Source organism: Bradyrhizobium sp. SZCCHNR2028 (genome assembly GCF_032380995.1).
Classification (GTDB): Bacteria; Pseudomonadota; Alphaproteobacteria; order Rhizobiales; family Xanthobacteraceae; genus Bradyrhizobium.
This window is the reverse complement of the sequence record NZ_JAUHJF010000012.1, coordinates 50516-72211: the sequence shown is the minus strand read 5'-3', so window position 1 is coordinate 72211 and position 21696 is coordinate 50516. Positions and strand designations below refer to the sequence as shown.

The 21696-nt window shown below is 65.6% G+C and carries 20 protein-coding genes; 9 read left to right on the top strand and 11 right to left on the bottom strand.

All coding sequences use genetic code 11. From position 1 onward, the window contains the following. Positions 1-103 precede the first annotated feature (103 nt). On the top strand, positions 104-727 hold the full coding sequence (locus QX121_RS19540; protein WP_315784453.1) for a glutathione S-transferase family protein: 624 nt from the start codon (positions 104-106) through the stop codon (positions 725-727). Positions 728-730: 3 nt separating this feature from the next. Here QX121_RS19540 and QX121_RS19535 read toward each other — a convergent pair whose 3' ends face one another. From QX121_RS19535 to QX121_RS19510, 6 genes are all read right to left on the bottom strand, one after another. Further along, entirely contained in the window at positions 731-1519 is a 789-nt protein-coding gene (locus QX121_RS19535; RefSeq protein ID WP_315812800.1) for an IclR family transcriptional regulator, read from the bottom strand. Between the two features lie 32 nt (positions 1520-1551). Next, positions 1552-2313, bottom strand: coding sequence for a glucose 1-dehydrogenase (locus tag QX121_RS19530; protein ID WP_315812799.1), 762 nt, complete (start codon positions 2311-2313; stop codon positions 1552-1554). Then, complete coding sequence (locus tag QX121_RS19525; RefSeq protein WP_315812798.1) at positions 2310-4043, bottom strand: FAD-dependent oxidoreductase; 1734 nt, start codon at positions 4041-4043, stop codon at positions 2310-2312. Before QX121_RS19525 ends, QX121_RS19530 begins: the two co-directional genes overlap by 4 nt. Before the next feature lie 10 nt (positions 4044-4053). Next, on the bottom strand, positions 4054-5265 hold the full coding sequence (locus tag QX121_RS19520; RefSeq protein ID WP_315740240.1) for an ABC transporter substrate-binding protein: 1212 nt from the start codon (positions 5263-5265) through the stop codon (positions 4054-4056). A 254-nt stretch (positions 5266-5519) separates the two neighbouring features. Continuing rightward, complete coding sequence (locus QX121_RS31660; RefSeq protein WP_409998904.1) at positions 5520-5891, bottom strand: hypothetical protein; 372 nt, start codon at positions 5889-5891, stop codon at positions 5520-5522. 693 nt (positions 5892-6584) lie between these two features. Then, the gene (locus QX121_RS19510; protein WP_315812797.1) at positions 6585-7415 is read right to left on the bottom strand and encodes an alpha/beta hydrolase; all 831 of its coding nucleotides are present in this window, start codon (positions 7413-7415) and stop codon (positions 6585-6587) included. A 397-nt stretch (positions 7416-7812) separates the two neighbouring features. Here QX121_RS19510 and parC point away from each other — a divergent pair, with 397 nt between their 5' ends. The 5 genes from parC to QX121_RS19485 all read left to right on the top strand — a co-directional run bounded on the left by parC (position 7813) and on the right by QX121_RS19485 (position 13531). Further along, complete coding sequence (gene parC / locus QX121_RS19505; protein WP_315740238.1) at positions 7813-10065, top strand: DNA topoisomerase IV subunit A; 2253 nt, start codon at positions 7813-7815, stop codon at positions 10063-10065. Positions 10066-10148: 83 nt separating this feature from the next. Continuing rightward, entirely contained in the window at positions 10149-11111 is a 963-nt protein-coding gene (locus QX121_RS19500; protein WP_315812796.1) for a cation diffusion facilitator family transporter, read from the top strand. Positions 11112-11317: 206 nt separating this feature from the next. Continuing rightward, entirely contained in the window at positions 11318-11722 is a 405-nt protein-coding gene (gene arsC, locus QX121_RS19495) for an arsenate reductase (glutaredoxin) (RefSeq protein WP_315775174.1), read from the top strand. A gap of 37 nt (positions 11723-11759) precedes the next feature. Further along, positions 11760-13034 carry an adenylate/guanylate cyclase domain-containing protein gene (locus QX121_RS19490; RefSeq protein ID WP_315786325.1) on the top strand — a complete coding sequence of 425 codons (1275 nt, stop codon included), beginning with the start codon at positions 11760-11762 and terminating at the stop codon, positions 13032-13034. 62 nt (positions 13035-13096) lie between these two features. After that, positions 13097-13531, top strand: coding sequence for a universal stress protein (locus tag QX121_RS19485; protein ID WP_315740234.1), 435 nt, complete (start codon positions 13097-13099; stop codon positions 13529-13531). On the opposite strand, the gene QX121_RS19480 is transcribed toward QX121_RS19485, so the two are convergent. Both QX121_RS19480 and QX121_RS19475 read right to left on the bottom strand, forming a co-directional pair. Then, complete coding sequence (locus tag QX121_RS19480; protein WP_315812795.1) at positions 13528-14754, bottom strand: MFS transporter; 1227 nt, start codon at positions 14752-14754, stop codon at positions 13528-13530. The genes QX121_RS19485 and QX121_RS19480 overlap by 4 nt on opposite strands. Positions 14755-14856: 102 nt before the next feature. Next, positions 14857-15645 (bottom strand): class I SAM-dependent methyltransferase, encoded by a 789-nt coding sequence (locus tag QX121_RS19475; protein ID WP_315812794.1) that lies wholly within the window; start codon positions 15643-15645, stop codon positions 14857-14859. Between the two features lie 203 nt (positions 15646-15848). Here QX121_RS19475 and QX121_RS19470 point away from each other — a divergent pair, with 203 nt between their 5' ends. Next, positions 15849-17225, top strand: coding sequence for an Nramp family divalent metal transporter (locus tag QX121_RS19470; RefSeq protein WP_315775168.1), 1377 nt, complete (start codon positions 15849-15851; stop codon positions 17223-17225). Between the two features lie 88 nt (positions 17226-17313). Here QX121_RS19470 and QX121_RS19465 read toward each other — a convergent pair whose 3' ends face one another. The 3 genes from QX121_RS19465 to hemB all read right to left on the bottom strand — a co-directional run bounded on the left by QX121_RS19465 (position 17314) and on the right by hemB (position 19975). Then, positions 17314-18090 (bottom strand): arginyltransferase, encoded by a 777-nt coding sequence (locus QX121_RS19465; protein ID WP_315773141.1) that lies wholly within the window; start codon positions 18088-18090, stop codon positions 17314-17316. Positions 18091-18181: 91 nt separating this feature from the next. Continuing rightward, complete coding sequence (locus tag QX121_RS19460) at positions 18182-18715, bottom strand: RDD family protein (protein ID WP_315758573.1); 534 nt, start codon at positions 18713-18715, stop codon at positions 18182-18184. Positions 18716-18913: 198 nt separating this feature from the next. Next, entirely contained in the window at positions 18914-19975 is a 1062-nt protein-coding gene (hemB, locus tag QX121_RS19455) for a porphobilinogen synthase (RefSeq protein ID WP_315758572.1), read from the bottom strand. Positions 19976-20190: 215 nt separating this feature from the next. Here hemB and QX121_RS19450 point away from each other — a divergent pair, with 215 nt between their 5' ends. Both QX121_RS19450 and ldtR read left to right on the top strand, forming a co-directional pair. Further along, positions 20191-20658 carry a DUF6163 family protein gene (locus tag QX121_RS19450; RefSeq protein WP_315740227.1) on the top strand — a complete coding sequence of 156 codons (468 nt, stop codon included), beginning with the start codon at positions 20191-20193 and terminating at the stop codon, positions 20656-20658. Between the two features lie 360 nt (positions 20659-21018). Beyond that, positions 21019-21531 carry a transcriptional regulator LdtR gene (gene ldtR / locus QX121_RS19445; protein ID WP_008962376.1) on the top strand — a complete coding sequence of 171 codons (513 nt, stop codon included), beginning with the start codon at positions 21019-21021 and terminating at the stop codon, positions 21529-21531. Positions 21532-21696: the final 165 nt, after the last annotated feature.

Genomic DNA, 21696 nt, shown 5'->3' with positions numbered 1-21696 from the left:
GGAACCGTACGAGTCGACGGAACCGTCGCTGAATTTTTGCTCCGTCGCTGTCGATCCGGTGCTGCTACGTTCGTCTTCAAGGCACAGGAGATGGAGACCCGTCATGAAGATCTACTGGATCAAGGCCCAGGCGCCGCGCCGCGTGCTGGCGCTGGTGAAGCATCTCGGCGTTCCCGCCGAGTTCATCGACATCAGCCGCGGCCTGAAGACGCCGGAGTTCGCCGCGCTCAACCCCAACATGAAGGCGCCCGTGCTGGTCGATGGCGACACCGTGCTGTGGGAGTCCACCGCCATCATGGCGCACCTCTGCATTCGCGAGAGCTGCGACATGTGGCCGGCGCGCGATCCGCAGGAGCAGATCGAGGTGCTGCGCTGGCTGGCGTGGAACGACTGCCATTGGGCGCCGGCGGTCGGACCGTTCTATTTCGAGCACATCGTCCGCAAGACGTTCGGCCTCGGTGTGCCTGACCGTGCCGCGCTGGCCGGCAAGGTCGCCAACCTGAAGACCTTCGCCGCCGTGCTCGATGCGCATCTGCGGGCGCGCAGCCACATCGCCTGCGACAGGCTCACCATCGCCGATTTCGCGGCGGCGTCGATGGCGACCGACTGGCGCGAGGCCGAGATGCCGATGGAGTCGTTTCCGAACATCGTGCGCTGGCTCGATGGCCTGATGCGGCTGCCGGCGTGGGCCGAGCCGTGGCCGGAGAAGCGCTCGGTCGCGGCCTGAGCGTCACGGCTGCGCGATTCCGTGGCCGAGCTGCTTGGAGATCTCGGCCGCGCAGGCACGCAGCCGCATCGCCAGCGGTGACTGCCAGCCGGCATCGAAGGTGCCGGCCGGGCCCATCGCGGTGATGACCAGCGCGACGTGGCCGGCGTGATCGAACACCGGTGCGGCGAAGGCATTGACGCCGGGCAGCGGATCGCCGACGGCGCGCGCGAGCCCCTGCGCGCGCACCTCGGCCAGCATCTCCGCGACCTTCGGACTCCTGGGCGCGCGCTTCGGATTGTAGCCGACGCCGAGATGGTCGAGGCCGGCGTCGAGCGCGGCCTTCACGGTCTTCGGCGGCAGGAACGCCGCGAAGGCCCGGCCGGTTGCCGTCTCCAGCAGCGCCATGATCGAGCCGACGCGCATCACGATGTGCACCGGATGGCTCGGCTCCTCCAGCCGCACCACGGTCGGGCCGTTGGTGCCCCACACGGCGAGCGACACCGCGTGATCGATGGCCCCGGCGAGCGCGGCGATCTTCGGCGTTGCGATCCGTACCGCCGACAGCCGCCGCAGGCTGATCAGGCCGAGTTCGAGCGCGAGCGGGCCGATCTCGTAGCGTCCGGTGGTTTCGTCCTGCTCGATCAAACCGATGCGCGAGAAGCTGACGAGATAGGGATGCGCCTTGGCGGGCGGCAGCCCGGCCTCGCGCGCGAGGTCGCGCAGCATCATCGGCTCGCCGCTGCGCGCCAGTGCCTGCAGCAGGGTGCCGCCGACCTCGATCGACTGGATGCCGCGGCTCTCTCGTCCCATGTCTCGTTGTGCCCCCTGGTCCGGCGCCGTGCCTACACCGCCAGGAAGCCGCCGTCGACCGGCAAGGTCACGCCGTTGACGTAGGACGCCATGTCCGAGACCAGGAACGCCACCGGGCCCGCGAGCTCCTCGGGCTGGCCGACGCGGCCGAGCGGCGTGCGGCTCATGAAGCCGGCGAGCCGCTCGGGATCGTTGCGGGTCGACTCCGTCATCGCGGTGGCGATCACGCCGGGCGCGATCGCGTTGACGCGGATGCCGTCGGCGGCGAGCTCGCGCGCCAGCGCCTGGGTCAGCGACTTCACGCCGCCCTTGGAGGGCGAGTAGCCGAGCGTGTTGCTGATGCCGATGAACGAGGCGACGGAGGCGATGTTGACGATGGTGCCGCGCGTCGCGCGCAACGCGGCGAGAAACGCGTAGGTGACGTTGAACACGCCGTTGAGATTGACGTCGAGCACGCGCTGCCAGTTCTGTGGCGCGCGGGCTGAGTCGATGCCCTCGCGAATGATGATGCCGGCGTTGTTGACGAGGATGGAGATGGCGCCGACCTCGGTGCGCAACTGCGCCGCCAATGCGGTGCAGCCCGCGGCGTCGGTGACGTCGAGCCGATGTGCCCACGCCTTGCGGCCGTGATCGCGGATCTCGGCGGCGCAGCGTTCGGCGCCGTCCAAGTCGATGTCGGTGATGACAACATCGGCGCCGCGGCCGGCGAGCCCCAGCGCAATCGCGCGGCCATTGCCGTGCGCCGCGCCCGTCACCAGCGCGAGCTTGCCGGCCAACATCTGACTGTCGCTCATGCGGCGCTCCTTTGCCTGGCGCGTTCGGCGAGATGCCGGCCGGCAATGTAGCCGAAGGTCAGCGCCGGGCCCAGCGTGATGCCGGCGCCGGGATAGTTGCCGCCCATGATGCTCGCCATGTCGTTGCCGGCGGCATACAGCCCCTCGATCGGCTGGCCCTGCGCATCGAGCGCGCGGGCATGTTCGTCGGTGCGGATGCCGGCATAGGTGCCGAGATCGCCGATCACCATCTTGATCGCGTAGAACGGCCCGCCCTTGATCGGCGCCACGCACGGGTTCGGCCCGTGCAGCGCATCGCCCTGGTAGCGATTGTAGGCGCGCGAGCCCTTGCCGAAGGTCGGATCCTGGCCCAGCGCCGCATCGGCGTTGAAGGCGGCGACGGTTGCTTCCAACGACGTGGCATCGATGCCGGCCACGCGCGCGAGCTCGACGAGCGTCGCGCCGCGCTTGAGATAGCCGGTACTCAGATGATGCCCGAGCGGCATCGGGAACGGCGGCACGCAGCCGAGGCCGTAGCGGCGCAACGAGCGGTGATCGGTGATCAGCCAGGCCGCGATCTCGCGGCCGGGCTTGGCCGCCTTGACCATCGCCTGCACGAAGTCGTGGTAGGAATTGCCTTCATTGGCGAAGCGCACGCCGTCCGCGGTCACCGCGATCACGCCGGGTTTGGCACGGTCGATGAAGTGCGGCATCACGCCCTTGCTGCCGTCCTTGCGCGTGGTGACGGAGACCGGCACCCAGGCCGCCGCATGCGGCAGGCCGTCCTCGACCCGGCCGCCGACCGCTTCCGCCAGCCGCAAGCCGTCGCCGGTGTTGCCGACAGGGCCGGGCGAGACATGCTCCTGTCCGGTCGGCGCATGCGGAAACATCGCCTTGCGCCTCTCGACATCATGGGGGAAACCGCCGCAGGCAAGCACCACCCCGAGCCGCGCATTCACTCGGATGCGCCGGCCCTGCCGCGTCACCATGGCGCCGCGCACCGCATCGCCGTCGCGGATCAGCTCCGCCACAGGCGACGACAGCCACAAGGGAATGCCGAGATCGAACGCGGATTTCGCCAGCCGCCCTGCCAGCGCGTTGCCGTTGGTGAGCGCCATGCCGCGGCCATGGCGTAGCACGTCCAGCGCATGTTTCGACAGCCGCTTGGCGACATAGAACGCGGACGCCAGCGACTTGGTCGCGCGCATGAAATGGATGATCTCCTTGCCGGAGCCGAGCATCATGCCGAACACGGTGAGCTCGGGCAGCGGCTGGCCGAGATCCTCGATGTGACGCCCAAGCTCGCGGCCGTCGAACGGCCGCGTCACCATCGAGCGGCCGCCCTGCGTGCCGCCCGGCGCCTCGGCGTGATAGTCAGGGAAGGTCAGCGGCATGTCGAACTTGAGTGCCGTCTTGCTGATGAAGAAGTCGACCGCCTCCGGGCCCTTGCTCAGGAACGCATCGACCCGCGCCGCATCGAAACTGTTGCCGGCTTCATGACGCAGATAGCTGCGCGCCAGCTCGGGCGGCTCGTCAATGCCCCACGCCTTCGCCAGCGAGGTCCCGGGGATCCACAGCCAGCCGCCGGAGCGCGCGGTGGTGCCGCCGAACCGCGGCTCCTTTTCGGTGACGAGGACCTTCAGCCCGGCATGGGCGGCGGTAACCGCCGCTGACAGCCCGGCCGCGCCGGAGCCGACCACCAGCACGTCGCAATCATAGCTGTCGCCGTCCTTGGTATCGGCTCCGCTCATGCGCGCGCTCCTACTTCTTCAGCAACGGGCACTTGGACTCGGAGACCGGCCGGAACGCATCCTCGCCCTTCACGGTCTTGACGATCTCCAGATAGTCCCACGGCTCCTTCGACTCCGACGGCTTCTTGACGCGGGCGAGGTACATGTCGCGGATGACCCGGCCATCCTCGCGCAACTTGCCGCCGTGAACGAAGGTGTCCTCGATCGGCAGCTCGCGCATCTTCGCCATGACAGCCTTGGGATCATCGGTGCCGGCCGCCTTGATCGCCTTGAGATAGTGCAGCACCGAGCCGTAGACGCCGGTCTGGATCATGGTCGGCATCACCTTGGCGCGGGCGTAGAACTTCTTCGACCAGGCGCGGGTGGCCTCGTCCATCGCCCAATAGGACGCCGTGGTCATGTAGGTGCCCTGCGCGGCCTCGAGCCCGATCGCATGCACGTCGGTGTCGAACATCAGGAGGCCGACCAGCTTCTGGCCGCCCTTGACCAGGCCAAACTCGCCGGACTGCTTGATCGCGTTGTCGGTGTCCTGGCCGGCATTGGCGAAGGCGACGACGTCGGCCTTGGAGCTCTGCGCCTGCAGCGCGAAGGAGGAGAAGTCGGCGGTGTTGGTCGGATGCTTGACTCCGCCGAGGATGGTGCCGCCGAGCTCCTTGATGAAGCGTGTGGCGTCCTTCTCCAACTGCTGGCCGAAGGCATAGTCCGCGGTGATGAAGTACCAGGATTTGCCGCCCTGGCCGATCACGGCCGAGGTCGTCACCTTGGACAGCGCATACGTATCATAGGTGAAATGCACGGTGTTCGGGCTGCACAGCTCGTCGGTCAGCGAGCTCGCGCCGGGACCGGACAGCAGCGCGATCTTGTTGCGCTCGCGCACCATGTTGTGCACGGCAATCGCGATGCCGGAGTTGGGGATGTCGACGACGGCGTCGACCTTGCCGTTGTCGAACCAGTCGCGCACGACCGTCGTTCCGACGTCGGTCTTCATCTGGTGATCGGCGCTGATGATCTCGATCGGCTTGCCGAGCACATTGGGGCCGAACTCCTCGACCGCCATCTTGGCCGCCTCGACCGAGCCCGGCCCGCTGTTGTCGCGTCCCCAGCTCGAGAGATCGGTGAGTACGCCGATCCGCACCACGTCGTCAGAAACCTGGGCTGAAGCGCCTGTCGCGATGAATGATGTCGTTGCCAGGAACGCGCAGGCGAGCAGCTGCCGTCGCATGAAGATCCTCCCCGTTTTGCTCCGCTCTGTCGGCGGTGATGGGAATTAGACATTGACGAATAGATTTGTCAATTGCGAACGAGTGGGACGTGGCGCAGCGGCCGGGGGATAGAAGATGGAGGCCGGCGGCGCGTCAGGCGCGATCCGACGTCCTCATGGTGAGGAGCGCCGCGTGCGGCGCATCTCGAACCAAGAGGTCCCGAAGTGAGCGCATTGGGAATGCTTTACGACTGTAGGAAAGCCTGTGATCCGCTCTACATGCGCGGCATGATCTGCAGTTCGAGCAGCGCGAGCCGCTGCATCGCGGTGACGTCGCGCTCGCCGGCCTTGGCGGCCCGCAGCACGGCTTCCGCAAGCAGGTTCACGTTCGTCGAACTCACCGGCTCAGGCAGCGCGGCGACCGACGCGTTGAGGGCTTCGGTCATCAGTGCGATGACATCAGGCGAAAAGGACGCATCGGAAAAATTCTTCATGCAAAGATGCCCGCCAGCAGGTCGTGCTTCGGTTGATATCGCATACGCATTACGTTGATGCGGAGAGAACGCGCCTTGGGCGCTATCGGTTCCCGCGGTTGCGCTGAGCTGCGTGGTCCCGCTTCTGATATGCAGAATTGCGCGATCTCCCATGCGCCAATTGCCCGTCGAGCCAATCTGCCGCAGTCCGCACGGCTTGTGTCGTCGGGCAAATCAGGACGATGTTTCCCGGCATCCCGCCTCCACATGAGGGGCGCATCGCGATCGTCACGAGACGTAGGAAGCGGGGAGCGGTGGCCTGTCGGATCGCAGCGTGCATGTGCGCGCGGACGAACGTGTCCGGCAGGACGAGGAAATCGCAGCGTCCTGGCGCCCCGATGCTGGCGCCAAGTCCGTGGGTGATGATCCCAGGGGCGACGGTGGCTCACAAGCCGGACACCGGGGAGACTGCGTATAACTCGTAAGCCCATCGCACAGGGAGGGCCGGGTCGTCCGGCTGACCTGTGGTACCTGCCGCCTGCATTTTTTTTCGCAGGCGGGCCACGGGCCTCAGTCGAGGTCCGGCCTTCCCTGCGCCCTCTGTTAGATGAGGGTGATCGATCCTGATAGCTCGGGCGCGGAGCGCGTCGCGAGAAGGCAGGACGACGTTTCCAACGCGGAAATTGAGATAGTGGATCAATGGTAGCCCCGAACTCGTCGTGCCCGGGCTTGTCCCGGGCATCCACGTCGTTCGGCGTGTGCAGGCTGCGTGGATGGCCGGGACAAGCCCGGCCATAACGAGCAAGATTTGAGATCTATCGCTTCATCGGCATCGGAATGCGCATTCGGCGAAGTGCAATGATCGAGCTACCCCTTGATGAAGGCCAGCAGGTCGGCATTGATCACGTCGGCATGCGTGGTCGCCATACCGTGCGGAAAGCCCGGATAGGTCTTCAAGGTCCCATGCTTCAACAGCTTGATGCCGATGCGCGCGGAATCGTCGATCGGGACGATCTGGTCGTCCTCGCCGTGCATCAGCAGCACCGGCACGTCGATCACCTTCAGGTCCTCGGTGAAGTCGGTCTCCGAGAACGCCTTGATGCAATCGTAATGGGCCTTGGTGCCGCCCATCATGCCCTGGCGCCACCAGTTGCGGATCACGCCTTCGGAGACCTTGGCGCCGTCGCGGTTGAAGCCGTAGAACGGGCCGGTCGGAATATCGAGGAAGAATTGCGCGCGGTTGGCGGCGAGCGCCGTGCGGAAGCCGTCGAACACCTCGATCGGCAGTCCGCCGGGATTGCTCGCCGTCTTCAGCATGATAGGTGGTACCGCTCCGAGCAACGCGGCCTTGGCGACGCGGCCCTTGCCGTGCTTGGCGACGTAGCGCGCGACCTCGCCGCCGCCGGTGGAGTGGCCGACATGGATCGCGTCTCGCAGGTCGAGCTTCGCGGCAAGCGCAGCGACATCGGCGGCGTAGGTGTCCATTTCATTGCCGGTCTCCGTCTGGCTGGAGCGGCCGTGACCACGCCGGTCGTGCGCGATGACGCGAAAACCCTTGTCGAGGAAGAACAGCATCTGCGCGTCCCAATCGTCGGACGACAGCGGCCAGCCGTGGTGGAAGACGATGGGCTGGCCCGATCCCCAGTCCTTGTAGAAGATCTGCGTGCCGTCCGATGTCGTCACGAATCCTGAGCTCATGGAGCATCTGCCTTTCTCACTGGATGGGATCTGCCGCGTTCAAGGCGCGGTGCGATGGCTCTCCTCGCAGGGCCGTTGCGTCGGCGAGGATGAGCGCCGTCACCTTAGCGACGGCGGGTGACGATCTCAGCTACACAGACTCGTGTGCGACATCGTTGCACCTCAACGGGACGCGGGTCGGCTGCTCAATCCGTGAGCGTTGCGACATGCGTCGGCGTCACGTGAACTGCATAATTTCCGGTCCGGGTTGCGGTTCCGCGGCCGAAGTCCCGGCTTTTTCCTCGGGGAACCGGGCAGGGCCGTCATTGCGCCCCAGCGCATCATCGCATAAAGCCTGTTCCCAAATCGTTCACGCTAGCTCAGGCTCAAGGGCTAACCCACTGAAAGCTCAACGCGAATGGGAAAATCACTGATTCCGCCGGAACCAGCCGAGATTCACGAGGTGACGCTCCGGGATGCGCTGGAAGAGCGCTATCTCGCCTACGCGCTCTCGACCATCATGCACCGCGCACTGCCGGACGCGCGCGACGGCCTCAAGCCCGTGCACCGGCGCATCCTCTACGGCATGCGGCTGCTGCGGCTCGACCCGGGCACGGCGTTCAAGAAATCCGCCAAGATCGTCGGCGACGTGATGGGCTCGTTCCATCCGCATGGCGACCAGGCGATCTACGACGCGATGGTCCGCCTCGCGCAGGACTTTTCCTCGCGCTATCCGCTGGTCGACGGCCAGGGCAATTTCGGCAATATCGACGGCGATAATCCGGCGGCCTATCGCTACACCGAAGCGCGCATGACCGACGTCGCGCGTCTGCTGCTGGAAGGCATCGACGAGGACGGCGTCGAGTTCCGGCCGAATTATGACGGCCAGTCGAAGGAGCCGGTCGTGCTGCCCGGCGGCTTCCCGAACCTGCTGGCCAACGGCGCCCAGGGCATCGCGGTGGGCATGGCGACCTCGATTCCGCCGCACAATGCCGCGGAGCTCTGCGACGCCGCGCTGCATCTGATCGAGAAGCCTGACGCCAAGTCGCGCGCGCTGCTGCGCTGGGTGAAGGGGCCGGACTTCCCGACCGGCGGCACCGTGATCGATTCCAAGGAGTCGATCATCGAGGCCTACACCACCGGCCGCGGCTCGTTCCGTGTCCGCGCCAAGTGGAAGCAGGAGGAGGGCAACCGCGGCACCTGGATCGTCGTCATCACCGAGATTCCCTATCTCGTGCAGAAGTCGCGGCTGGTCGAGAAGATCGCAGAGCTGCTCAACGAGAAGAAGCTGCCGCTGGTCGGCGACGTCCGTGACGAGTCGGCCGAGGACGTGCGGCTCGTGATCGAGCCGAAGTCGAAGAACGTCGATCCGGCGCTGATGATGGAATCGCTGTTCCGGCTCACCGATCTCGAGAGCAAGATTCCGCTGAACCTCAACGTGCTGATCAAAGGCCGCATCCCCAAGGTGGTGGGCCTGGCCGAGTGCCTGCGCGAATGGCTCGACCATCTGCGCGACGTGCTGCTGCGGCGCTCGAACTACCGCAAGAAGCAGATCGAGAACCGGCTGGAGATTCTCGGCGGCTATTTGATCGCCTACCTCAACATCGACGAGGTGATCAGGATCATCCGCACCGAGGACGAGCCCAAGCCGGTGCTGATGAAGACGTTCAAGCTCACCGAGGTGCAGGCCGAGGCCATCCTCAACATGCGCCTGCGTAGCTTGCGCAAGCTCGAGGAAATGGAGATCCGCACCGAGGACAAGAATCTGCGCGGCGAGCTGAAGGGCATCAATGCGCTGCTCGGATCCGAGGAGCTGCAATGGGCCAAGGTCGGCGAGCAGGTCAAGACGGTCCGCGACATGTTCGGGCCGAAGACGCCGCTCGGCAAGCGCCGCACCAATTTCGCCGACGCGCCGGAGCACGATCTCGCCGCTATTGAAGAAGCCTTCATCGAGCGCGAGCCGGTCACCGTCGTCGTCTCCGACAAGGGCTGGGTGCGCACCTTGAAGGGCCACGTCGCCGACCTGTCGAACCTGCAGTTCAAGACCGACGACCAGCTCGGCCAGGCGTTCTTCGCCGAGAACACCTCCAAGGTGCTGCTGTTCGCCAGCAACGGCAAGTTCTACTCGCTGGACGTCGGCAAGCTGCCCGGCGGCCGCGGCCACGGCGAGCCGATCCGCATGTTCATCGACCTCGACCAGGACGCCTCGATCGTGTCGATGTTCGTCAACAAGGGGGAGCGCAAGTTCCTCATTGCCGCCTCGGACGGCCAGGGCTTCGTGGTCAAGGAGGAGGATTGCGTCAGCAACACCCGCAAGGGCAAGCAGGTGCTCAACGTGACCGCGCCGGCGGAAGCGCGCGCGATCACGACGGTCGCGGGCGATCAGGTCGCGGTCATCGGCACCAACCACAAGATGGTGGTGTTTGGGCTCGACCAGGTGCCGGAGATGGCGCGCGGCCGCGGCGTCCGGCTGCAGAAATACACCAGCGCGCAGCTCTCCGACGTCACCACCTTCGAGCAGAAGCAGGGACTGGCCTGGAAGGATTCCGCCGGCCGCGACCAGGGGCTGAGCTGGAAGGAGCTCGCCGACTACCGCGGCAACCGCGCCGATGCCGGACGCATCGCGCAGGGGCTGCCGAAGTCGAACAAGTTCAACCGGCCGATCGAGTAGCGACGTAATAGTATCCGTCGAGCGGCCGTCTATATCAGGCAGCGGGCGATCGCGAGGCGCGCGATCGCCCGGGGGCACGTTGGATGGCGCACTCGCATTCTCATCATCACGGCCATGACCATTCCCATGATCATGGCCTCTCACATACCCACGGCCATGCCGGCCACAGCCATGCGCCGGTGAGCTTTGGTGCGGCCTTTGCGATCGGCGTGTCGCTCAACACGGCCTTCGTCATCGCCGAGCTTGTGTTCGGCTATGCCGCGCATTCGCTGGCGCTGATCTCGGACGCCGTCCACAATCTGTCCGACGTGATGTCGCTGCTGCTGGCCTGGGGCGCCCTATGGCTGGCGGGCCGGCGGCCGACCGACCGCCATACCTACGGCTATCGCCGCGCCTCGATCCTGGCGGCGCTGATCAATGCGGGGCTGCTGCTGGTGGTGGTCGGCGGCATCGCCGTCGAGGCGCTCGATCGCCTGCGCAATCCGGGCGAGGTGGCCGGCACCACCGTGCTGTGGGTCGCCGCGCTCGGCATCGCCATCAACGGCGCCACCGCGATGATGTTCATGCGCGGCCGCGACACCGACCTCAACATTCGCGGCGCCTACCTGCACATGGCCGCCGATGCCGCCGTGTCGTTCGGCGTGGTGGTGGCGGCGCTGGTCACGATCTGGACGGGGTGGCTGTGGATCGATCCGGTGGTCAGCCTGGTCATCGCGCTCGTCGTGCTCCTGAGCGGCTGGGATCTCGCCCGCGACAGCGTCAATCTGGCGCTCGACGCCGTGCCGCGCGACATCGCGCTTCCGGAGGTGCGCGAATATCTCGCCTCCCTCGACGGCGTCAGCGAGGTGCACGACCTCCACATCTGGGCGATGAGCACCAACGAGACCGCGCTGACGGCGCATCTGGTACGGGCAGGCGGAACGGATGATGCATTCCTGCATCGCGTCTGCGCCGAGCTGTCACATCGCTTCAACATCCAGCATCCGACCCTGCAGATCGAGGCCGATGGCTGCGCCTGCAAGCTCGCTCCTGCCGACGTGGTGTGAGCCGCGATGGGTCAGTTCCTTCCTGCCAGTCTGCACAGCGCGCCGGCGATTTCCCTCGACCGGCGGAGTTCCCATTCCGGCCGGCGGCGGCGCCGTGATAACAGTGACCATTTCCCGCATCGCGGCCGCACCATCAGGGACACGATGCGTGGGGTGAGACGCATGGCACGGGAATGTGCCTTTGGAACGCAACGACTGGACAGCCCATGCCCGTGACGATCTTTCACAATCCGGCCTGCGGCACGTCGCGCAACACGCTCGCGATGATCCGCGCCTCGGGTGAGGAGCCTGAGGTGATCGAATATCTGAAAAGCCCGCCGAGCCGCGAGCAGCTGATTGCGCTGATCAACGCGATGGGCGTCAAGGTGCGCGACGTGCTGCGCGAAAAGGGCACGCCCTATGCCGAGCTTGGGCTGGGCGATTCCAAATGGACCGACGACCAGCTGATCGAGGCGATGCTCGCGCATCCGATCCTGATCAACCGGCCGATCGTGGTGACCAGCAAGGGCGCGCGGCTCTGCCGCCCGTCCGAACTTGTGCTCGACCTGCTCGATCATCCCGTCTCCTCCTTCACCAAGGAGGACGGCGAGGTGGTGAGCCGGCCGGCCTGAAGCTTTCCGGATCGTGACGCGTTGATGAGCTGAAACCATGGACACGGCGACCCGTCTCGAAGTGGCGAACTGGCTCGTGGCTCAGAGCCTGACCGGCATGCCCGAAAATGAGATCCTGCGCGGCTTCTGCGAGCGCTGCCGCGTGGCCGGGCTTGAATTGTCGCGCAGCCTTGCGATCATCGATACGCTGCATCCGATTTTCGAGGGGCGTGGCTTCCGCTGGAACGATTTCGACACGAACGAAGCGGACAGCTTTGAATATGGCTCCAGCAATGAGGGAGAGGCGGCACAGAATTGGCGGCGCTCGGTCTTCCACCACATGCTGGAGAACGGCCATGACGAGTTCAGCATCGACTTCACGAATTGTGCGCATCTCGATTTTCCGGTCATCGAGGAGCTTTCCGCTCAGGGGCATCGGCACTATCTCGCCTTCGTGCACCGGTTCGGGGAAGCCGGCACGCTCGGCCAGATGGACTGCTTCTATTCCAACTGGCTGACGCGACGTGACGGCGGCTTCACCGATACGCAGGTCGGCGCATTGCGCGACCTGGTCCCGCTGCTCGCGCTGACGATCAAATCCGCGCAGCAGGTCGATATCGTGCGAACCCTTGGCCGCGTCTATCTCGGCCGCGATGCGTCGGAGCAGGTGCTGCGCGGCCGTATCTCCCGCGGTGTCACCGAGCGCATCAATGCGGTGCTGTGGTTCTCCGACCTGCGCAGTTCGACCGCGATCAGCGAGAGCATCTCGCCGGACGAGATCATCCCGCTGCTCAACGACTATGCAGAGGCATCGATCGACGCGATCTACGAGTCGGGCGGCGACGTGCTGAAGCTGATCGGCGACGGCGTGCTGGCGATCTTCACCGGCGGCGACATGGCCTCGGCCCGTCACGCTGCGCTGCGCGCCGAGCATCGCTTTCGGCTGAACATCATGAAGCTGAACGCGCGGCGCGCCGGCGAGGGACGGCCCGTCACCTCGGCCTATGTCGGCCTGCATGTCGGCGAGGTGTTCTACGGCAATATCGGCAGCGAGGACCGGCTCGACTTCACCGTCGTGGGACCGGCCGTCAACGAGGTCAGCCGCATCGCCTCGATGTGCCGCTCGGTCGATCGCGAACTGTTGGCATCCTCCGAGTTCTGCGAGGGGCTCGACGACGAAGGTCGCCGCTATCTGGTGTCGACCGGACGCTACGCGCTGCGCGGCATCGGCCGCGCGCAGGATCTCTTCACGCTCGATCCGGAACTTGCCGGCAGCGCATCGGCCACGCGGGCCTACGAGAACTACCTGGCGGACGAGATGTCGCACCCTTGACCCACGTCAATGCCCCGCAGAAGCGAGTCTGCCCAGCATCCTCTGCCGGGAGGTGAAAGCTCATGTACAAACATATTCTGCTGCCGACCGATGGGTCCGACCTTTCCAAGGCCGCAATCAAGCACGGTATCGCGCTCGCCAAGGCGACCGGGGCCAGGGTCACGGCGCTGGTGGTGTCGACGCCGCTGCATTCGCTGGTCGTCGATCCCCACGCTGCGACCAAGGCGCTTGCGCAATACAAGTCGCTGGTGGCCGATCAGACCGCGAAATACCTCGATCATGTGAAGGACGATGCCGAGCAGGCCGGCGTCGCCTGCGCCACGCTCTGCGTCGAGCACGACAAGCCCTATGAGGCGATCGTCGAGACCGCGCGCAAGCAGCATTGCGATCTGGTGCTGATGGCCTCGCATGGGCTGCGCGGCGTCTCGGCGATCCTGGGCAGCGAGACCTTGAAGGTGCTGACGCATTCGACCGTACCGATCTTGGTCTATCGCTAGGCGGGCTGCGGCTCCGGCTGGCGCGCGATCGCGACGACCGGCGAGGCGAGGATGACGAGCGCCTGCAGGCCGAAGATGGCGGCGACGAGGTAGAGACACATATCGGCGCCGTAACGGCCGCCGACGACCGCGCCGAGCAGCGAGCCCAGCGGACGGGCGCCATAGCTCAGGATGTTGATGGCCGAGACCCGCCCGAGCAGGCCCGCCGGCGTCACCGACTGCCGCAGCGTCGTGGTCGAGATCACCCAAAGGATCGGCCCGGCGCCGAGCAGGAAGAAGCTGAGGGCGGCAAGGTAGGGCGAGGGGACGAACGTGGTCAGTGCCATGATGAGCGCCGCGGCGAAGCCGGTGACGGGGCCGAGCCCGATGACGGTGCCGAACGGCAGCCGCCGCATGATGCGCGTCGCCAGCAGCGCGCCGCACACCATGCCGACGCCGAACATCGACAGCACCGTGCCGACGCCTCCCGCCGACAGGCCGAGCCGGTGCACCGCATAGGGCACGAACACCGCGAGCAGCAGGAAATGCGCGGTGTTGAAGATGAACTGGGTGACGAACACCGGCCGCAGCAGCGGATGATGCAGCACGAAGGCGGCGCCTTCGCGGATGTCGGCGAGCGGATGGCGGCGCGGCACCGGCGCGCGGGCGGGCTCGGCGATGCCGGCCAGGCACATGGCTGCGATCAGCGAGAGCGCCGCGGCACAGCCGAAGGCCGGAGCGCCGCCGATCCAGCCGACCAGCATGCCGCCCAGCGCGGGCCCGGTGGCAAAGGCGATGGTGCGGGCAAGCTCGATGCGCGCATTCGCAGGGGCCAACTGGGCCGGGGCGACGAGGCTCGGCACCAGGGCAGGCGCTGCGACGCTGAACACGACCGTGCCGCACACCGCCGCGAATCCGAGCGCCGCCAGCAGCGGCAGCGTGAGCGCGCCGGACGCGAAGGCGATGAGGATCGCGAGCAGCGCGAGCGCGCGAAGCGTCTCTGCCAGGGCCATCAGCAGCCGTCGCGACATCCGGTCGGCGAGCAGCCCCGCAGGGATCGCGAACAGCACGAAGGGAGCTGTCAGCGCCGTCTGCAGCAGGCCGGTCGCGCCCTCGCCAACGCCGAGTGCGAGTACCGCGACGATCGGTGCTGCGGCGAGCGCGATCTGCTCGGCCGATTGCGCGGTGAGGTTCGACCAGGCGAGGCGGTGGAAGCCGGCGGGCAGGGCGTGAGAAGGAGGCATGAAGAGGAACCTGATGTGATGATGCGGCCATCATCACCACGCCGCCTCCTTGCGCCCACCCGCTTCCTGATCTCCGGTATCGGCCGTCGTGCTGCGGACGGCCTATGCCGCGGTCGGGGCCTCGGCTAATCCCCATTCCGGGGGCAGCGTGCGGAACGCCAGATGCGTGCCGGCATTCAGCGGCGCTGTCTTGAATCCGAACCGGTGCCAGGCCAGCGCCAGCGCATGCTTGGTATAGATCGAGATGTGGCCGTTGCGCGGTGCGACATACCACCAGGACATGCCCTGGCTGTCGAAGTCGTCGGGCTGCGTCAGTGTCGAGTAGAACACCGCGCCCGGTTCGGCCACGCAGGCCGCCATGGCTCCGATCGTCGCCAGCGGATCGGGCACGTGCTCCAGCGTCTCGAAGCAGGTGACGAGATCGAACTTGCGATCGGGGCGGGTGGCGTGCTCGGCCACCATCGGATCATAGGTGACCGCTTCCGCAAAGCCTTGAGCACGCAGGCCGGTGCAGAACACGTCGTTGCCGCCGCCGAAGTCGAGCACCCGCATGCCGGCCTTGTGTGGCGCCCAGAAGCGGGCGACGGCCGCCGCATTGTCGGTCGGGCGCTTGACCCGATAGTCGGGATCCACGGCTTCGTAGCCGTCGTTGTAGATGTGGGTCTTGAACTGCTCGATGCTCCAGTCGTCGAAGGCGTCGGTGAACAGAAAGCCGCAGTCCGCGCAGCGCCGGTAATAGATGGGCACACCCGAGAGCGGCGCGCGATACGCATGCGCCGTCTGGCATGGGCGGTTCATGTCGACGACGCCGTAGAGGTCGGCAGGACCGTCACAGATCTTGCAAGGAACAGGCGCGTTGGAGATCGGTCGGAGGCCAAGGTGGGCAGACATGTTGGATCCGGTCAGTGGGGAGACGGGGACCCGGCCGCGCCGATTCGTGTGTGCTTCAGGCGCTCTCGCGAATCGGCAAGGGCGAGCAGCTGCCATGATGGAATGGTATTGGATTAATACCAACGCTCGCGGGCACCCGCCTGCAGCGCTCCTCTACTTGCAAATCAGTTGCATTAAAGGTCGGTTTCGTTCAGGATAGCGGAATGGACGCAAAACCGTCAGATCTTTCGCAACTGCAAGCCTTGGTTCAGCCCAGCGACGGCCGCTCCGGCTGGCGCGGTGAGCGCGGTGAGCCCTCTCTCGGCGACATGTTCGCGACGGTGCGAACCGCAACCAAGGGGTCGCTCTGGCGAAAGCTGCTCGCCTTTCTCGGGCCCGGCTATCTGGTCGCGGTCGGCTACATGGACCCCGGCAATTGGGCGACCTCGCTCGCCGGCGGTGCCAAGTTCGGCTACGTGCTGTTGTCGGTCGCGCTGCTGTCCAACCTGATGGCGATCGTGCTGCAGTCGCTGTGCACCCGGCTCGGCGTCGCCACCGGCCGCGACCTGGCCCAGGCGTGCCGCGATTCGACGCCGCGCTGGGTCTCGTTGCCGCTGTGGCTGTCGGCGGAGATCGCGATCACGGCCACCGACCTCGCCGAGGTGATCGGTACTGCGATCGGTCTCAGCCTGCTGTTCGGGCTGCCGCTGTCGATCGGCGTCTGCGTCACCGCGCTCGATGTCTTTCTGATCCTGGCGCTGCAGGCCTTCGGCTTCCGTTGGATCGAGGCGTTCGTGGTCGCGCTGCTCGGCATCATCGCGCTGTGCTTCGCGATCCAGATCGCGATGGCGCAGCCGGACTGGGCCGAGGTGGTGAAAGGCTTCGTCCCCAGCGGACAGCTGATCGCCAACCCGGAGATGCTCTATCTGGCGCTCGGCATTCTCGGCGCCACCGTGATGCCGCACAATTTGTATCTCCACTCGGGTCTGGTCCAGACCCGCGGCTACGGCGACAGCCCAGAGGACAAGCGCGAGGCGATCACGCTCTCCACGATCGATTCGACCATCGCGCTGTGCCTTGCGCTGACCATCAACGCCTCGATCCTGATCCTGGCGGCGGCGACGTTCCACCGGACCGGACAACGCGACGTCGCCGAGCTTGATCAGGCGCATTCCTTCCTGGCGCCGCTGCTCGGGTCGACGCTGGCACCGACGCTGTTTGCGATCGCGCTTTTGTGCTGCGGCCTGAATTCGACGATCACCGCGACCCTGTCCGGTCAGATCGTGATGGAAGGCTTTCTTCACTGGCGGATCGCGCCCTGGCTGCGCCGGCTGATCACCCGCATGATCGCAATCGTGCCGGCCGTGGTGGTGACGATCTGGGCCGGCGAGAAGGCGACCGGGCAGCTCCTGATCCTCAGTCAGGTCGTGCTCAGCCTGCAACTGCCGTTCGCGATCGTGCCGCTGGTGCTGTTCACCGCGAGCCGGGCCAAGATGGGGCAGTTCGTGGCGCCGCGCTGGCTGACGGCGCTCGCGACCTTGATCGCGGTGGTGATCATTGCGCTCAATACCAAGCTGGTGTGGGATCTGGCCACGGGATGATGAGGAGAGGCGAATAGCGAGTGGGGAGTAGCGAATAGGGACGTTCGAAGCGCTCTATTCGCTACTCCCCATTCGCTATTCGCCTCCTCTAGTCCTGCGGCTCGGGCGCGGTGTCGCCTTCGGCATCCACGCGCAGCCAGCCGGCAGCCGCGAGACGTTGTTGCGGCAGATAGCGACTCTTGTAGTCCATCTTCTTCGAACCCTCGATCCAGTAGCCCAGATAGACGTAGGGCAGGCCCTGGCGCCGCGCCCGGGCGATGTGGTCGAGGATCATGAAGGTGCCGAGCGAGCGCGTGGTCTCCGAGGGGTCGAAGAACGAGTACACCATCGACAGGCCGTCGCTGAGCACGTCCGTCAGCGCCACTGCGACCAGTTCGCCGCTGCGGGCATTCGGACCGTTGCTCAGATTGCGGCGGCGGTACTCGATGATTCGCGTCTCGACATGGCTGTCCTCGACCATCATGGCGTAATCGAGCACCGTCATGTCGGCCATGCCGCCATGACGATGGCGCTGATCGAGATAGCTGCGGAAGATCGAATATTGCTCGGAGGTCGGCACGGCGCTGCGCTGCTCGCCGACCAGATCGGAATTGCGCGCGAGCACCTTGCGGAAGTTGCGCGAGGGGCGGAATTCGTTGGCGATCACGCGGACGGACACGCAGGCCCGGCATTGGTCGCAGGCCGGCCGGTAAGCGATCGACTGGCTGCGGCGGAAGCCGCCATGGGTCAGGAGGTCGTTGAGATCGGTCGCCTTGTCGCCGACCAGATGCGTGAACACCTTGCGTTCCTGCCGCCCCGGCAGATAGGGGCAGGGCGAGGGCGCGGTCAGGTAGAATTGCGGGGTGTCACGCGAATGCTGGGTCAAGGAACGTCGTGAGCCTCCGAGGCGATCATCAACAGAATTGCGCTCCGGAGGCGGCCGGTCAATCGCTTTTGCAGTGCCACCGGACGTCTCATCAGGTGCGAGCCGGTTCAGTCAGTTGCGAGCGCACGGACGTGTTGATCACGACGGTACCGAGCACGAAATCGTGCAGCAGCCGGCGGCGGCTGTTGAACAGTCCGATCAGCAGCACGAACGGCGACAACGCCGAGACCGAGATCCAGAAGCAGACCGCGTGCACGGCACCGAGCACGAAATAGCCCGGCGCGCCATACCAGGTCCGTACCTCCAGATCCATCACCCGCATGCCGATCGTCGCCGAGTTCGGCCCGCCGATCGTTGCGCCGTAGTAGACGATGGCCCAGATCACCGCAGCCGGCGACACCAGCCAGAACAACGCCCAGCCGAGACCCAGCGTGACCACGCCGAACACGGCAATGAAGATCACCGCCAGGATCACCGGGACCGAGAGCACCAGGAGATCGATCAGGAACGCAATCATCCGCCGCGTCAGCACGCCGCGAAACAATTCCGGCTGCTGATAGGGATCGTAAGCGTGTGGCCGAGCACCGGGACCGCCATTGCTATCGCCTGAACCCATATACGCCATGAATAAGCCCTCCGGATTGGCACCCAGGACATGGGAACCCCTCTTGCGCTTGCAAGGGCTGTTCTTGCTCGGGGCGCGGCAAATTTCCGGCTATTTCGCGACTTGTAAGCCAGAACTTCGCGAGCCGGCGGCCCGCGCAGGCGAAAGGAGCGGCCCGCTCAAGGAGCGTGGGGGTCTCGGAAAGATCCTGGCGCCTCCTCAGCGCTGCTGCCGCAGCCGCTCGGCAGCTTGCGGGGCGAAATAGGTGAGCACGCCGTCGGCGCCGGCACGCTTGAACGCCAGCAGGCTTTCCATCATCGCCCGGTCGCCGTCGATCCAGCCATTGTTGGCGGCGGCCGTGATCATCGCGTATTCGCCCGACACCTGATAGGCGAAGGTCGGCATGCTGAACGTGTCCTTCACGCGCCTGACGACGTCGAGATAGGGCATGCCTGGCTTCACCATCACCATGTCGGCGCCCTCGGCGATGTCGAGCTCGACCTCGCGCAGCGCCTCGTCGGAGTTGGCGCTGTCCATCTGATAGGTGCGCTTGTCGCCGGTCAGCGTCTTGGCCGAGCCGATCGCGTCGCGGAACGGGCCGTAGAAGGCGGAGGCATATTTGGCCGCATAGGCCATGATCTGCACGTCGAGGAAGCCGGCTTGATCCAGGGCCTGGCGGATCGCGCCGACCCGGCCGTCCATCATGTCCGACGGCGCGATGATGTCGCAGCCGGCTTCGGCCTGGACCAGGGCCTGGCGCACCAGCACGGCGACCGTCTCGTCGTTGAGAATGCGGCCGTCCTTGATGAGGCCGTCATGACCGTGGCTGGTGAACGGATCGAGCGCGACGTCGCAGAGCACGCCGATCTCCGGGAACTCCTTCTTGATCGCACGCACCGCCTGGCAGACCAAATTGTCCGGATTGCAGGCCTCGGAGCCGTGCTCGTCGCGCAGCGACGGCTCGGTATAGGGGAACAGCGCGATGCAGGGAATGTCGAGCTTGGCGGCGCGCTCGGCGTCGCGGACGATCTCGTCGACGCTCAGCCGCTCCACGCCCGGCATCGAGGCGACGGTGCTGCGGGTCCGGTCGCCCTGCACCACGAACAGGGGCCAGATCAGATCGTCCGTCGTGAGCACGTTCTCGCGCACCAGCCGGCGGGCCCATTCAGCTTTGCGGTTGCGGCGGGGACGGATGGTGAGGTCGAGCGCCGGCGTCAGTCCAGTGGCCGGATTGCGCGCGGTGTCGCGCAGGTCGATCGGGCGCCCGAATTTGATCGCCATGAGGGCTGGCTCCTTGCTGACCGGCGAGCCGGATTTTGACTTGTTGTAATTCCAACAATCTGTAGCACTTTGCCCGTCGCCCGTCACTTGACCTGACGCAAGCGGCCCGGTTGATTTCCGGCCCGGTTGATTTCACGGTCCGGCCGGCCAAGAATCGCCATGCTCCTGGTCTTGAGAGGCCCCAATGACGACCCGCCTGTTCTGCTCGAGCTGCCATGGCTGAGATTCCCTCGGCGCGAGATCTGGCGCGTGACAACGCCGCCATGTCGATTGCCGCCATGTCCTCGGATCGGCGCGAGAGCGACGACAATGTCTGGACGCGGCGGCTCGTGCTGTTCCTGCGGGTCATGGCCATGCTCTCGATTGCCAAGGGCCTTTACCATTGGGCCCAGGTGACCGGCTTCATCGGCGGCGAGGACGACGCGTTCGAGAACCAGGCGATGGCCTGGCAGGCCGCGACGGTCTATTTCGCGGTGATCGAGCTCGTCGCCGCCGTGGGCCTGTGGCTGGCCACGCCGTGGGGCGCGGTGGTGTGGCTCACCACGGTCGTCTCGATGGCGGTCATCGAGCTCATGTTCCCGGGCATCTATGGCGGCAATCTGCTGGTGGTCGCGGGCGAGGCGGTCATGCTCGCCGCCTACCTCGTGCTGGCCTGGATGGCGGCCCGGGAGCGGCCACCATAGGTCGTGCGGAAAATTCGTTGCACGCTGTAAATCTTTTCAGCGCGATGCAAGTAATGTTTCGAACACCTTAAGAGCGTCTGCCACAGCCGTTACAGAGACCTTAGCGGCGCTACCCAAGCGTGTTTTGTAATGCGACAGGTGGGTGAAACGAACCGCGAACATCGCCCCTCGACCGTCAACGGACTATTGCAAAAGCCTCTGTAATTACTGAATTAAAAGAGGATTCACTCTCCGCGATTCATTCTCTCTTTATGCTCTTATTTAAGGCGATCTTCAAAGCACGCCCCTTAAGTTCGTTCTATCAGACGGGACAAAAGTTTCGTCGAATAAGTCGACAAAAACGACGACAGGGGAAGTGTCATGATGAAAGCCGTTGCGACGGCCGTGGAGACTGCTGCGCCGGGCCAGGGCGGCACCGTGCAGTCGCTCTATCTGGAAGCACTGACGCTGGTGGAGCGGCTGCATCGCCGTCTGCTCGACGTCATCAAGGACGAGTTCGACCGCCGTGGTCGTTCCGATATCAATTCGGTCCAGGCGCTGCTGCTCTATAACATCGGCGACAAGGAGCTGACCGCGGGCGAGCTGCGCACGCGCGGCTACTATCTCGGCTCCAACGTCTCCTACAACCTGAAGAAGCTGGTCGAGCTCGGCTTCCTCGATCACCAGCGCTCGCGCGTCGATCGCCGCTCGGTCCGCATCCGCCTGACCCCGCAGGGGCAGGAGATCCGCCGCATCGTCGACTCGCTGTATCAGAAGCACGTCAAGACCGTGGAGCAGGTCGGCGGCATTTCGAGCGAGGAGTTCTCCACGCTCAACAAGTCGCTGCATCGTCTCGAGCGGTTCTGGACCGACCAGATCCTGTATCGCCTCTGAGCCAGTCTCACCGTTTCGGCTGAGCCGGCTCAGACATCGAGAGCCAAAACCGGACAGCCGTTGATCGTCTGGAAGTCGTTCTTGCGCCGGCCCCTTCGGGCCGGCGTTTTCTTGTTCGCCTTGGCAAAAACCTTGGCAAAAACCCCGGTCCGAATTGGAACCAAT